This window comes from Flavobacterium hydatis, assembly GCF_000737695.1.
In the GTDB taxonomy this organism is placed as follows: Bacteria; Bacteroidota; Bacteroidia; order Flavobacteriales; family Flavobacteriaceae; genus Flavobacterium; species Flavobacterium hydatis.
In genome coordinates this window covers 1-15,261 of record NZ_JPRM01000017.1, presented here as the reverse complement: position 1 = coordinate 15,261, position 15,261 = coordinate 1, and the positions used below count along the sequence as shown (strand labels likewise).

The following is a 15,261-nucleotide window of genomic DNA, read 5'->3' as shown; positions in this document are numbered from 1 at the left end:
TTTTTATAAAACTCAAAGTTATGATAAGCTCAAAACCTAAAACTATTGATGAATATATTGCTGGTTTTCCTGTAGAAATTCAGGAAATATTAGAACAAGTTAGACAGACAATTAAACAGGCAGCTCCAAATGCTGAAGAGAAAATAAGTTACGCCATTCCTACTTTTACGCTCAATGGTAACTTAGTGCATTTTGCGGCTTTCAAAAATCATATTGGATTTTATGCGTTGCCTTCAGGGAACGAAGCTTTTCAAGAACAACTTTCCATCTACAAATCAGGAAAAGGTTCTATTCAGTTTCCATTAAATAAACCTATGCCTTTGGATTTAATAACGAAGATTGTAAAATTTCGGGTGAAAGAAAATCTAGAAAAAATAAAGAAATGAAAATTCTTTACCTAAGTAAGCCTAAAAGCTTAAAACTTATATTATGTTTTATTGTAAAATACGATTGACTTGGGTGAAATTTCTTTCGTAGTACGCTTCTTTTGTAGAAGATACAATTACACCACCATGTACAGATGAGTGAACAAATTTAATTTCGCCATCTAATACTTCAACTACCATCCCAACATGGTTTATCTGGCGTCTTCCGTTGGTTTTAAAGAAGATTAAATCTCCTTTTTGTGCATCTTCCGATGCTATTTTAACTCCAATACGTGATTGCTCGATTGAACTTCTAGGTAACTTAATATCAAAACTTCCAAATGTAGTTACCATTAAACCTGAACAATCAAAACCTGCTCTCGAAGTCCCTCCCGAACGGTACCGGACTCCTACGTTTTCAGTAGCGTTTAATACCAATTGATTTAATAAATCTGAGTTATGAACAAACTTTATATTGTTGGTTGTTGCAGTATCTTTAATCGTTGTTGTTGCTACTGCTGTAGCTGTATTATCAATTAAAGTTTTAGCTTCTTGTACTCCTTCTTTCTTCACATATGTTTTTGAAGGATTTATTTTAAGAACGTAACCTACTGGTAATTTTCCTTTTATAAATGGGTTTTGTCTTTCTAATTCTTTAACCGTAAGTCCGTATTCTTTGGCAATTGCATATTTAGTTTCTTTAGGTAAAACTTCACGAACAATTTCGGCTTCTACTGGTTTTTCGATTATCTCTGGCTCAGGAGTTGCGACAATTGTAGTAGCAACTATTGCAGTTTCTTTTATAATTGGCTTAGCATTACCTGGAATTATAATTTGCTGTCCAATTCTTAATCCTTCACTTTCTAATTTTGGATTGGCTTTTTTTAATTCTTCAACTGTAAGCTGATATTGTTTTGAAATTCCGTACAATGTTTCTTTTGGTAGGATTTCATGTGTAGTTGTTTCTTGATTACTTGTTGCAGTATTCGAATTGTCTGAATTGCTTTTATTACTTGCAATTACCTCTTTTTCTTTGGTCTTAGTTTTTGTTTTTGTTGCTTTATCTTTATTAGCAACATTTTTCTCTGAACTTGGAATTAGTAAAATTGAATTTAGTTTTAACAATTTACTAGCTTTCGGATTTAAATCTAGAATATCCTTTACTTTTACATGGTATTTTTTGGCTATAACGCTAACGTTCTCTCCTTCAGAAATTTTATGCTTAATATATTTTTCTTGTGAAAAAACACTAAAACTAAAAAAAAACAACGCTAATATCAGTCCAAAACTTTTCATTCTTATTCAAATTACATTCGCAGATTACATTTAATTCATTTAAAAAAAATCAAAAAACAACAATCCAATTACTTAAAAAGCTAATTTAACTTTTTAAACTAAAAATTGCTATTTTTTAACAACTCTTTATATTCAAATTAACAAATTCCGCATAAAAAAGAATCATTCTATATTAATTCAATTATTTTACCTGAAAAAATAATCCTACTTTTAAACAAGGAATAACCGACTAAAAAATAACATTCTTGAAAAAGCTAATTTTAATTTCCATATTCTTTCCAGCGGTATTAATTGCTCAAAACATAAAAGGAATCGTAATCGACAAAACAAATAACACTCCGATTGAAGACGCTAATGTTTTTGTAAAACAATTAAATACAAGAAGTTTAACGAATGAAAAAGGAGAATTTAAACTAGTCGTTTCTGGCAAAATTCAAGAGACTGATACTTTATATATATCGCATATTGGATACATTGCCAAAAAAGTTCCTTTTACGGAATTAAAGCTAAATAATTCTATTATTTCTCTTGACCCCGAAGTAGAAATTTTAAATGGAGTAACTGTTACTAAGAATAGATCTCTAAAATCGAAAATTGCCTATACCAAGTTAGCTCCTTTAAAATATGCTATCTCTTCTTTTGGCTCTGTACTAAAAGACAATAAAATCTATGTTATTGGTGGTGATGCCTCTTTTGAATCTGATGCTTTTAAAAAAGCAAAATATACTAAAGCAGATTTCACCTTGAATGACTACATTGAAGAACTTAGAAAGCAAATGACCTTAAAATTATACAGCAACAAGTTATTAATTTATGATATAAAAACAGATAGCTGGGAAACATCAAAAATAAAATTTAGAAAAAGAGCCTATCATAATCTCAATTTCTACAATAATACAATTTATGTTTTGGGCGGTAAAAGTTCTTCGGCAAATGGAAAATTTGAATATCTGGATAATAAGATTGAAGTTTTTGACATAAACAAAGGATCAATTACTATAGATGACACAAACCCACATCAAGCAGCCGATTTTGCTTCTTTTACATATAATGACAACATAATAGTTATGGGCGGTTCTGTAAAAATGACCGAAAATGGAATAAAGGAATACTCTAAAAAAGCACATTCTTATAATATATCTTCAGGATATTGGTATGAACTACCAGATATGCTTACTGCTAAAGAAACGGAAGGAGTTTTGATTGGAAATAAAATTTATCTAATTGGTGGTTTTAATGGAAAGCCTATATCTGAAATGGAATCTTTTGATTTAACTACTGAGAAATGGCAAACTGAAGGCGAACTATTTTATGGTTTAAGCAAACCTGCCGTTACTTATAATGACAGTATAATTTATATTCTTGAAAATGAAAAAATTTTCACCTACAATATCTTAACCAAACAACTAAAAGAATACTTAATTTCATTACCACTAAAAGCCGCTGAAATGTTTTACAGTGATAACAAATTGTATTTACTTGGAGGTTATACGGAGAATGATTATTCCAGATCCCCATCATCAAACAATTATAGTATTGATATAACGGAATTTGAAAACACAAAAACTAATAGAAGTAAATTTTTATAATTTATAAAAAAGTTAATCCTGTAAACGAGTTTTCTAGCCCAGATAGGAGCGGCATCCTTTTCTTTTTTTCTTTAAAAAAGAAAAGATATAGCGGATAGCTGGAAATAGCTCCAAATAAAAAAACTCCCAAGTTGCCTTGAGAGTTTTTAGTATAGTTTAAATCTTTAATTACGCTTTTCCGGCTGCAATTAAGTTTAATGCTGAACCAGCTACAAACCAGCCAATTTGTCCTGCATTATATGTATGATTTGCTAAGATTATATCTTTAGTTCCATCTGCGTGAACGAATTCTAACGTTAATGGTTTTCCTGGAGCAAAATCTACTAAATCAACAAAATTGATTGTATCATCTTCTTGGATTTTGTCATAATCTGTTTCATTAGCAAATGTTAATCCCAAAAGTCCTTGTTTTTTAAGGTTTGTTTCGTGGATACGAGCAAACGATTTTACTAATACCGCTTTAACTCCTAAGAAACGTGGCTCCATTGCTGCGTGCTCACGAGAAGATCCTTCGCCATAGTTATGGTCTCCCACAACGATAGATGGAACTCCAGCCGCTTTGTATGCACGTGCAACTGCAGGAACTGCATCGTATGTTCCTGTTAATTGATTTTTAACTGAATTTGTTTTTTGGTTGTATGCATTTACTGCACCAATCAACATATTGTTAGAAATATTATCTAAATGTCCGCGGAAACGTAACCATGGTCCTGCCATAGAAATGTGGTCTGTAGTACATTTTCCGAATGCTTTGATTAACAATTTAGCACCTGTAATGTTTTTACCATCCCAAGCATCAAACGGAGCTAATAATTGTAAACGCTCTGATGTTGGGCTTACAACTACCTGAACTCCTGAACCATCTGCTGCCGGAACCTGGAATCCTGGATCTTTAACATCAAATCCTTTTGGAGGCAATTCGTCTCCTGTAGGCTCATCTAACATTACTTCTTCTCCATCTTCATTGATTAAAGTATCTGTTAATGGATTAAAACTTAAATCTCCTGCGATAGCCATAGCGGTTACCAATTCTGGCGAACCTACAAAAGCTAGCGTATTTGGATTACCATCGGCACGTTTTGAGAAGTTACGATTAAAAGAGTGAACGATTGTATTTCTTTCTTCTTTCTCTGCTCCTTCTCTATCCCACATACCAATACACGGTCCGCAAGCGTTAGCAAATACTGTCGCTCCAATTTTATGGAATGTATCGATAAAACCATCACGCTCGATTGTATAGCGAACTACCTCCGAACCTGGAGTAATAGTAAACTGTGATTTTGTTTTTAATTTTTTAGCCGAAACTTGTCTTGCCAAAGATGCCGCACGCGAAATATCTTCGTAAGATGAGTTTGTACATGAACCTATTAAACCAACCTGAATTTGTAATGGCCAGTTATTTTTGATTGCTGCTTCTTTCATTTTAGAAATTGGCGTAGCTAAATCTGGCGTAAAAGGACCGTTTAAGTGTGGCTCTAATTCCGTTAAGTTAATTTCGATAACTTGATCAAAATATTTTTCTGGATTAGCGTAAACTTCTGGATCTCCTGTTAAGTAAGAAGCTACTTTATCTGCAGCATCTGCAACATCGGCTCTATTTGTAGAACGCAGGTAACGACTCATTGAATCATCATAACCAAAAGTTGAAGTTGTAGCTCCAATCTCTGCACCCATATTACAAATAGTACCTTTTCCTGTACATGACATAGAAGTTGCTCCTTCGCCAAAATATTCAACGATTGCTCCTGTACCACCTTTTACAGTAAGAATACCAGCAACTTTAAGGATAACATCTTTTGGAGCTGTCCATCCTGATAATTTACCAGTTAATTTTACTCCAATTAATTTAGGAAATTTTAATTCCCATGCCATTCCTGACATAACATCTACTGCATCGGCTCCACCAACACCAATAGCTACCATCCCTAAACCTCCTGCATTTACAGTATGTGAATCGGTACCAATCATCATTCCTCCAGGAAAAGCATAATTCTCAAGCACTACTTGGTGAATAATACCTGCTCCTGGCTTCCAGAAACCAATTCCGTATTTATTAGAAACTGACGACAAGAAGTCGAAAACTTCATTACTTTGAGTTTTTGCTCTAGCCAAATCGGTTACAGCATCTACTTTAGCTTGAATTAAGTGATCACAATGAACAGTTGTAGGCACTGCTACTTTAGCCTTACCAGCATGCATAAATTGCAATAATGCCATTTGTGCTGTTGCATCCTGACATGCTACTCGATCTGGAGCAAAATCAACATAATCGACTCCTCTACCAAACGCCTTAGTTGGATTTCCATCCCAAAGGTGATTGTACAAAATTTTCTCCGTTAAAGTAAGTGGACGACCAACAATCTCGCGTGCTTTATCAACACGACCTGGCATGTTCTCATACACTTTTTTAATCATTTCAATATCAAAAGCCATAAGTATAATTGTTTTTGTTTTTTTTTATTTTTTTTGAACATCACAAGTTACAAAAAATAGAAGAGGTAGAAAAGAAAAAAAGCCTGAGTTTATCACTCAGGCCTTTTATATATAATGATTATAACTAATCGTAAATTACATTACTAACAGTTTATGAGAAGGTGCAAACCTAGTCAAGCTAATACCATCTACTGCAGCTGTATATTCAGCAAGCGTAGGAGTTCTACCTAAAATTGTAGATAAAACTACTACCGGTGTAGAAGAAAGTAATGATTCTCCTTTTTTACCTTCAGTATCTTCTACAACTCTCCCTTGGAAAAGACGTGTAGATGTTGCCATTACAGTATCTCCTTTTGCAGCTTTTTCCTGATTACCCATACATAGGTTACATCCTGGACGCTCTAAGTATAACATATTCTCGTATTCTGTACGTGCTGCTCCTTTAGGTGCGCTATCGTTAAATTCGAAACCTGAGTATTTTTGTAAAACTTCCCAGTCTCCTTCAGCTTTAAGCTCATCTACAATATTATAAGTAGGTGGCGCTACAACAAGTGGCGCTTTGAACTCAACTTTACCATGTTGCTCTTCGATATTTTTAAGCATTTGAGCAAGAATCTTCATATCTCCTTTGTGAACCATACAAGAACCAATAAACCCTAAGTCTACTTTTTTCTCTCCTCCGTAGAAAGAAAGAGGTCTAATTGTATCGTGCGTATATCTCTTAGAAACATCAGCATTATTTACGTCTGGGTCAGCAATCATTGGCTCAATAATTTGATCAAGATCTACAACAACTTCTGCATAATACTTAGCATTTGCATCTGGAGTAAGAGCTGGTTTCTCAGCCGATTTAATTTCTGCAATTCTCTTATCTGCTTTGTTGATCAACCCTTGAAGAACTTGTTTTTCATTGTCCATTCCTTTATTGATCATAATCTGGATTCTTCCTTTTGCAATCTCTAATGATTCAATCAAGGTGTCATCTTCAGAAATACAGATAGAAGCCTTAGCTTTCATTTCTGCAGTCCAATCTGTAAATGTAAATGCCTGGTCAGCAGTAAGAGTTCCGATGTGAACCTCGATAATTCTACCTTGGAAAACATTCTCTCCACCAAACTTTTTAAGCATTTGAGCTTGTGTAGCATGAACCACATCACGGAAGTCCATATAATCTTTCATCTCACCCTTAAACGTCACCTTCACAGATTCCGGAATTGGCATAGAAGCCTCTCCAGTAGCAAGTGCAAGTGCAACTGTTCCTGAGTCAGCACCAAAAGCAACACCTTTTGACATTCTTGTATGTGAGTCACCACCAATAATGATAGCCCACTCATCAATAGTAATATCATTAAGAACTTTGTGAATTACATCTGTCATTGCGTGATAAACTCCTTTCGGGTCACGAGCTGTGATTAATCCGAAATCGTTCATGAATTTCATCAGTTTAGGAATATTTGCCTGAGCTTTTTTATCCCATACTGAAGCGGTGTGACAACCTGATTGGTATGCACCATCAACGATTGGCGAAATTACTGTAGCTGCCATAGACTCTAATTCTTGAGCAGTCATAAGTCCTGTAGTGTCTTGTGACCCTACAATGTTTACTTCTACACGAACATCTGAACCTGCGTGTAATACTTTACCCGGAGCTATACCAACAGCATTTTTGTTGAAGATTTTTTCTACTGCTGTAAGTCCTTGTCCTTCAAGAGAAATCTCTTTTGACGGAGCAAACACAAGAGGAGCCTCAATTTCTAAAATTTTAGCTGCCAATGTTTGAAGTTTTTTACCAAATACAATTGCATATGATCCTCCAGCTTTTATAAATTCCATTTTCTGAGGCGTAAAAGCCTTAGAAATATCAATTAATTCTTTATCTCCGTTATAAAGTTTTTTTGTCTTTGTATTTATTGTAAGTACTGTACCTGTAGCGACTGAATATACCTCTTCAAGAACAGGATCACCACTTTCATTACGAACAACGTTACCATCTGCATCTAGCTTTTTAACCCAGTTTTTAAGGTCTAAACCAATACCTCCTGTAACATCTACAGTTGTTAAGAAAATTGGTGAAATACCATTTGTTCCTCCAACAATTGGAGCTATGTTAACGAATGGAATATATGGGCTTGCTTGTTTTCCTGTCCAAAGTGCCACGTTGTTTACACCTGACATTCTAGAAGAACCAACTCCCATAGTACCTTTCTCAGCAATTAACATCACACTTTTGTCTGGATGTTGTGCTTGTAAAGCCTTAATTTCTTCTTGTGCTTTTGGTGTAATCATACACTGCCCATGAAGTTCACGATCAGAACGTGAGTGAGCCTGATTACCCGGAGACAATAAATCGGTAGAGATATCACCTTCACCAGCAATAAAAGTAACTACTTTAATTTCCTCTACTACTTCTGGTAGTTTAGTAAAAAACTCTGCCTGTGCATAGCTTTTAATAATTTCTATAGCAATTGGATTACCATTTTTAAACGCTTCTTTTAAACGATCTGTGTCTGCCTCATAAAGGTAAACTTGTGTTTTAAGAACATCTCCAGCTTCTTTTGCAATAGCAGCATCATTACCTAAAGCTAAATCTAGCAACACTTCAATAGAAGGTCCACCCTTCATGTGTGATAACAACTCAAATGCAAAAGCTGGTGTTATTTCTTTCACTACAGATTCTCCAAGAATAATCTCTTTTAAAAACTTAGCTTTTACACCTGCAGCACTTGTAGTTCCTGGTATAGTGTTATAAATAAAGTGTTTAATAGATTCTTCACGATATTCGTTATCTAAATCTTTAATTTGGTCAATAATCACGCTTAACAACTCAGCACCATCAATTGGCTTCGGGTGAAGTCCTTGGTCTTTGCGTTCTGCAATCTCTTTAATGTAATCGTTATAAGTATTCATAATCGAAGTATTTTCTAGGTATCTTATTTTTTTGTACGCAAATTTAAAAATTAAAGCCGAGAATTAAAAAAAATATAACAGAACTCGCCTTTTCAAAAATTATTATTATTAAAAAACGATTTTGACTGCTTGTTTTTGTCAAAACAACAGTTTTGAATTAAAAAAATGAATTATTAACATTTTAAAATCTTTTCTTTAGCAAAGTCGAAATTCGACCTTAAAAAGGAAGTCAGATTTTACCTCGTTTTTAACTAAGAATCTTTCTAAATTAAAATTTACAACGTTATAGTTACACCTTTTTACATCATCTGAAACATTTCTCATTATCACAAAATTGATAATTATTTAAAATTCAAATCAACATAAATAAAAAAGCCTGACGACAATCATCAGGCTTACTCTAAAAGTTTTTCCTATAATTTACATCAATTTTTGAATGATGATTTCTTCTGTAATTCCTTCGGCATCGGCTTTATAATTTTTAATAATTCGATGTCTCAAAATACCAGTCGCTACAGCTTTTACATCTTCAATATCTGGCGAGAATTTACCATTGAATGCAGCATGTGCTTTTGCCGCCAAAATTAAATTTTGCGAAGCTCTTGGACCTGCTCCCCAATCCAGGTAATTTTTAACAAAATCATTCGTCAGACTATTATCAGGACGTGTTTTACTCACCAACGTTACAGCATATTCTATCACATTATCAGCAACTGGAATTCGACGAATTAAATGCTGAAAATCTATAATTTCCTGAGCAGTAAACAGCGGATTTATTGTACTTGTGTTATCTGAAGTTGTACGCTTTACAACTTGTACTTCTTCTTCAAAACTTGGATATTCTAATTTTATAGCAAACATAAAACGGTCCAATTGTGCTTCTGGCAAAGGATACGTTCCTTCTTGCTCAATCGGGTTTTGTGTAGCCAATACAAAGTAAGGCAAATCTAATTTATGATTTTCACCAGCAATCGTTACCGAACGCTCCTGCATCGCCTCTAGTAAAGCTGCTTGCGTTTTTGGCGGCGTTCTATTAATCTCATCTGCCAAAATAATATTAGAAAAAACTGGTCCTTTTATAAACTTGAAACGTCTGTTTTCATCCAAGATTTCGCTTCCCAAAATATCAGAAGGCATTAAATCTGGAGTAAATTGAATTCTTTTAAAATCAAGTCCTAAAGCCTGAGATAGCGTATTTATCAATAATGTTTTTGCCAATCCAGGCACACCTATTAAAAGAGCATGTCCGCCAGAGAAAATGCAAATCAAAATTTGATCTACAACTGCATCCTGACCTACAATAATTTTTGCGATTTCGGTTTTTAATTCATTACGTTTTTGAACTAAGTTATGAATTGCTGTTACATCAGACATCTATGAATGTATTTAAAATTAAAAAGAGTTAGTTCTATGAACACATAAAACTAACTCTTTTTATTTATTATATAAAAATTATTTTTTCAACCAATTATTAGTAAAAGTACAATCTCTGTACTCACCAAGAATCTTAATGTAAGTTTCTTTTATTTTTTCATCAAACCATTTAGCGATAGCTTTAATTTGTTTTTCTTTTAAAGCTAAATCTTTAATCTTGATATAATCCTTACCGTAATCAGCAGTATGTGCTTCGATTCTTTTTGTTACAGTAATTAACTTATAACTCTTTTTCCCTTGTGGATCAGTATCTAAAACTGGTTGTGAAACTTCATTATCTTTTAAATTAGAAACCTGACTATATAAAGTAGGATCCATTTTTGTTAATTCAAAACGTGTATCTTGCGTATTTGGATTAATCAAAGCTCCACCGTTTGCACGTGTTTCTTTTTCGTCAGAATCTGCTCTGGCTGCTTCAGCAAAAGTTACTTTCTTATCTATTATCTTCTCTCTAATTCCTGTAATTCTTTCTTTTGCTTCTTTTAAAGCATCTTCAGAAACTACTGGCGCTATCAGGATATGACGCAACTCTACTTCTTGTCCTTTAATCTTATCAATTTTTATAATATGAAACCCGAAAGTAGTTTCAAAAGGCGCAGAAATCTCTCCTTCCTGAAGACTAAAAGCTACCTCCTTAAACTCTTTTACGAAAGGTGTCTTTCTTGTCATCTTATAATATCCTCCATTCGAACTAGAACCTGGATCTTGTGAGTACAAAACAGCTTTGGTTGCAAAACTAGCTCCGTCTTCTACATCTTTCTTAATACCGTTTAAACGATCGATTACTTTTTTCTTTTCAGCGTCAGAAATTTTAGGATTCACAACAATCTGTGCCACTTCCATTTCTGCTCCAAATGTTGGCAATTCATTTTCAGGAATTTTTTTGAAAAAACTACGAACTTCTTCTGGAGTTATTTCAACTCCATCGATGATCTTTTTTTGCATTTCAGATGCTAACTTTTGCTCTTTTAAGATGTCGGCAAAATATGTTTTAAATTCTTCAATAGAATTCTTTTTGTAATACTGAACTACCTTATTTATATCTCCGATTTGCTGAACCATATAATTTAATCGTTCATCCATCATACCTTTTACTTCGGCATCACTTACAATAATACTATCCTGAATAGCTTGGTGCGCGTATAGTTTATCTTCTAGAAGTTTTCCTAACATCTGGCATCTAGAAACATCTTTTATAGATCCTCCCTGACTACTAATTTCTAGGTATCCTTTATCGATATCTGAATCTAAAATAATGTAATCACCTACAGTAGCGATAATACCATCAATTTTTTGTTTCTGATTACTTTTAACTACAACTGGCTTTGCTATAACCGTATCCTTAATAATTTCTTGCGCTCTGGTTAGCGAATTGAAAAGAAGCAAAAAACTTATTGTAAATACAAATTGACAATTGATAGTTTTTATTCGTAATTTTTTTAATAGCATTATTTTAAAATTTAATTTTAATGTAAAGTAGCTTTATTATTTAGCATTATTGGCTTACAAATATAGTAAACCGCATATTTCAATATATATTTTAAATGTTCAGAAAATAAAAATCTTTACAAATCTAACAAACATTGCTTAATTAACTTATAACGAACAAAAATAACAATTCAATCACATAATACAAGTATAGTTAATACTATTAACAAAAAATTATATGCAACTAAAAAAAATCTTATTCTCAAGAATTCACTACATCTAATATTTAAAGCAATTTTAAGAATCATCTATCCTATTATCTCATTGTTTTTTATCTATAAAACCCAAAACAACACCCAATCAAATCACTCATTTTTAACTTAATACAACAAAGTTTTCAACACTACAACGTTTTCGCTTATTAAATAAAATTTCAAAATAATTAGGTAAACAAGTTTTGCATACATTCGATATGTGATTATTACTATTTAGCATTTAAAAACAGTAATTAAACAATTAATTAGCTAATTATTTAATTAATCACAATTTGATTACCCAAATCCTTAATTAACCTAAAAATCATTTAATCATGAAAAAACAAATTGTAAAACTCTATTTAGTTACTGCTTTAACAGCATTTTTTTACTCCTGTAGCTCAAATGAAAATGCAGAATCTGAAGTTGCTGCTGCAAATACTCAGTTCAAAGTTATTAACGTAACTAAACATGATGGACGTCCATTTAGCACAGGAACTCCTACTACTGGAAAATACGTTGCCAATCCTGGTGGAGGCGTAATGATGCAGGCTTTTTATTGGGATGTTCCTGCTGGCGGTAATTGGTGGAATACAATAAACACCAAAATTACCGACTGGTCGAATGCTGGAATTGGCTCAATTTGGTTACCTCCTGCATCAAAAGCACAAAACGGAGCTTTTTCTATGGGCTATGATCCTACAGATTATTTTGATTTTGGAGATTATAATCAAAATGGCTCTACAGAAACTCGATTTGGCTCTAAAACTGAATTGGTAAGTTTGATTAGCAAAGCACATACTGAAAATATGCAAGTATATGCCGATATTGTAATTAATCATAACAGTGGAGGACAATCGGAAGCAAATCCATTTACTGGAACAAATACTTGGACTAATTTTAGCGGAGTTGCTTCAGGAAAATTCACTCGTAATTATAATGACTTTTATAAAAATAGCTACGGTAATAATGACGAAGGATCTTTTGGTGGTTTCCCAGATTTATGCCACGCAAATCCTCATGTCCAAGATTGGTTATGGCTTAGAGCTGATGGTGTTGGTAAATATTATAAAAATACCATGAAATTTGATGGCTGGAGATTTGATTACGTTAAAGGATTTGGTGCGTGGGTCGTAAATGCTTGGAATGCAAATGTAGGCGGCTTTTCGGTTGGCGAATTATGGGATTCGAATGTAAACGTATTAAATGACTGGGCTAATAATGCCAATAGTTCTGTTTTTGATTTTGCTTGTTATTACAAAATGAATGATGCGTTTGATGGAAATAATCTTGCCGTATTAAATGATGATATGATGTGGAAAAGAAACCCGTATAAAGCGGTAACTTTTGTTACGAATCATGATACTGATGAAATTTCAAACAAATTATTGGCTTATTCCTATATTTTAACTCACGAAGGATATCCAACTATTTTTTACAGAGATTATGAAGAATGGCTAGATAAAAGCAAATTAAATAATCTTATCTGGATTCATAATAATAAAGCAACAGGAACAACTTCTATTTTATATTCTGACAACGACGAATATATTGCCCGCAGAAACGGATATAACGGAAACCCCGGTTTAGTGGTATATATCAATAACTCATCATCATGGCAAGAAAGATGGATCCAAACTAATTGGGCTAATACTCAAATAAAAGATTTTACAGGAAGTTCTAGTTGGTATCCTACAACACAAGCTGATCAGTGGGTAAAAATTCAATGTCCGCCAAAAGGATATACCGTCTGGTCGATTAATAATTAATTATTAACTAATAAAACTGATTTAATTTTGAGGCTGATTTAAATAATCAGCCTCTTTTTTATTCAAACAATCTAATAATAACAACAAATTTTCTAAACCAAACAGGCTTAAATAAGAAGCTAATATTTTTATTAAGCCGTAATTAATAGTACTTTTGCAACCTATTTATACGAAATATGAGCTTTTTAAAAGAAATACAACGCAGAAGAACATTTGGAATTATATCGCATCCTGATGCCGGTAAAACAACCTTAACGGAGAAGTTACTGTTATTTGGGGGTGCTATTCAAGAAGCAGGTGCAGTAAAAAACAATAAAATAAAAAAAGGAGCTACGAGTGATTTCATGGAAATCGAACGTCAGAGAGGAATTTCGGTTTCTACATCTGTACTAGCCTTTAATTATAAAGATAAAAAAATCAATATCCTTGATACTCCTGGGCACAAGGATTTTGCTGAAGATACTTTTAGAACTTTAACTGCTGTAGATAGCGTAATTGTTGTAATAGACGTTGCAAAAGGAGTTGAGGAACAAACTGAAAAATTGGTTGCAGTTTGTAGAATGCGTAATATTCCGATGATTGTTTTTATCAACAAATTAGATCGTGAAGGTAAAGATGCTTTTGATTTGATGGACGAAGTAGAACAAAAATTAGGTTTGACTGTTACTCCATTAAGTTTCCCTATCGGAATGGGTTACGATTTTCAAGGAATCTACAACTTATGGGAACAAAACATCAACCTTTTTAGTGGAGACAGCCGTAAAAATATCGAAGAAACTATCGCTTTCTCTGATGTTCAAAATAATCCAGAACTAGATAAAATTGTTGGAGAGAAAGCAGCGGAAAAACTTCGTGAAGAATTAGAATTAATTGATGAAGTTTATCCTAAATTTGATCGTCAGGATTATTTAGATGGAAAATTGCAACCTGTCTTTTTTGGTTCTGCATTAAATAACTTTGGAGTACGTGAATTATTAGATTGTTTTGTTACTATCGCTCCATCACCAAGACCAAAAGATTCTGAAACTCGTTTAGTTGATCCAACAGAAGAAAAAATGACTGGTTTTGTATTTAAAATACATGCCAATATGGATCCTAAACATAGAGACCGTTTAGCATTTATCAAAATTGTTTCGGGTACTTTCGAAAGAAACAAACCTTATTACCACGTTCGCCAGAAAAAAAATCTAAAATTTTCTAGTCCGAATGCTTTTTTCGCAGAGAAGAAAGAAATTGTAGATATTTCATATCCTGGTGATATTGTTGGTTTACACGATACAGGAAATTTCAAAATTGGTGATACATTAACCGAAGGTGAAGTAATGAGCTTTAAAGGAATCCCAAGTTTCTCACCAGAACACTTTAGATACATTAATAATGCCGACCCAATGAAAGCTAAGCAATTAGACAAAGGTGTTGATCAATTAATGGATGAAGGTGTTGCGCAGTTATTTACTCTTGAAATGAATAACCGTAAGGTAATCGGAACTGTTGGAGCTCTTCAATATGAGGTAATTCAGTACCGTTTGGAGCATGAATATGGTGCAAAATGTACGTATGAAAATTTCCCTGTTCACAAAGCATGTTGGGTAAAACCTGATGATGCAAAAAATGATGAATTCAAAGAATTTAAACGTATCAAACAAAAATTCTTAGCAAAAGATAAATACGGTCAATTAGTGTTTTTAGCCGATTCTGATTTTACGATACAAATGACTCAAAATAAATATCCAAGTGTAAAATTATTTTTCACTTCTGAATTTGAATAATTATCCGATTCAATCTT

At 33.2% G+C, this 15,261-nt stretch carries 9 protein-coding genes; 4 read left to right on the top strand and 5 right to left on the bottom strand.

What is annotated here, in order from left to right; all coding sequences use genetic code 11:
* Positions 1-20: 20 nt before the first annotated feature.
* Positions 21-386 (top strand): iron chaperone, encoded by a 366-nt coding sequence (locus IW20_RS12085; RefSeq protein WP_035622515.1) that lies wholly within the window; start codon positions 21-23, stop codon positions 384-386.
* Between the two features lie 48 nt (positions 387-434).
* Here IW20_RS12085 and IW20_RS12080 read toward each other — a convergent pair whose 3' ends face one another.
* Positions 435-1,661: a C40 family peptidase gene (locus IW20_RS12080; RefSeq protein WP_035622512.1), complete on the bottom strand. Its 1,227-nt coding sequence runs from the start codon at positions 1,659-1,661 to the stop codon at positions 435-437.
* Between the two features lie 245 nt (positions 1,662-1,906).
* Between IW20_RS12080 and IW20_RS12075 the strand changes: the two genes are divergently transcribed.
* Positions 1,907-3,250, top strand: coding sequence for a Kelch repeat-containing protein (locus tag IW20_RS12075; RefSeq protein ID WP_035622509.1), 1,344 nt, complete (start codon positions 1,907-1,909; stop codon positions 3,248-3,250).
* Positions 3,251-3,418: 168 nt separating this feature from the next.
* Here the strand turns inward: IW20_RS12075 and IW20_RS12070 are convergent, their stop codons facing one another.
* The 4 genes from IW20_RS12070 to IW20_RS12055 all read right to left on the bottom strand — a co-directional run bounded on the left by IW20_RS12070 (position 3,419) and on the right by IW20_RS12055 (position 11,473).
* Entirely contained in the window at positions 3,419-5,683 is a 2,265-nt protein-coding gene (locus IW20_RS12070; protein ID WP_035622506.1) for an aconitate hydratase, read from the bottom strand.
* Positions 5,684-5,818: 135 nt separating this feature from the next.
* Entirely contained in the window at positions 5,819-8,590 is a 2,772-nt protein-coding gene (locus IW20_RS12065; RefSeq protein ID WP_035622503.1) for a bifunctional aconitate hydratase 2/2-methylisocitrate dehydratase, read from the bottom strand.
* Between the two features lie 420 nt (positions 8,591-9,010).
* On the bottom strand, positions 9,011-9,964 hold the full coding sequence (locus IW20_RS12060) for an AAA family ATPase (RefSeq protein WP_035622499.1): 954 nt from the start codon (positions 9,962-9,964) through the stop codon (positions 9,011-9,013).
* 78 nt (positions 9,965-10,042) lie between these two features.
* Complete coding sequence (locus tag IW20_RS12055) at positions 10,043-11,473, bottom strand: peptidylprolyl isomerase (protein ID WP_035622496.1); 1,431 nt, start codon at positions 11,471-11,473, stop codon at positions 10,043-10,045.
* A gap of 568 nt (positions 11,474-12,041) precedes the next feature.
* Between IW20_RS12055 and IW20_RS12050 the strand changes: the two genes are divergently transcribed.
* Together IW20_RS12050 and IW20_RS12045 are read left to right on the top strand one after the other, a co-directional pair.
* Positions 12,042-13,475 (top strand): alpha-amylase, encoded by a 1,434-nt coding sequence (locus tag IW20_RS12050; protein ID WP_035622493.1) that lies wholly within the window; start codon positions 12,042-12,044, stop codon positions 13,473-13,475.
* 176 nt (positions 13,476-13,651) lie between these two features.
* Positions 13,652-15,244, top strand: coding sequence for a peptide chain release factor 3 (locus tag IW20_RS12045; RefSeq protein WP_035622490.1), 1,593 nt, complete (start codon positions 13,652-13,654; stop codon positions 15,242-15,244).
* Positions 15,245-15,261: the final 17 nt, after the last annotated feature.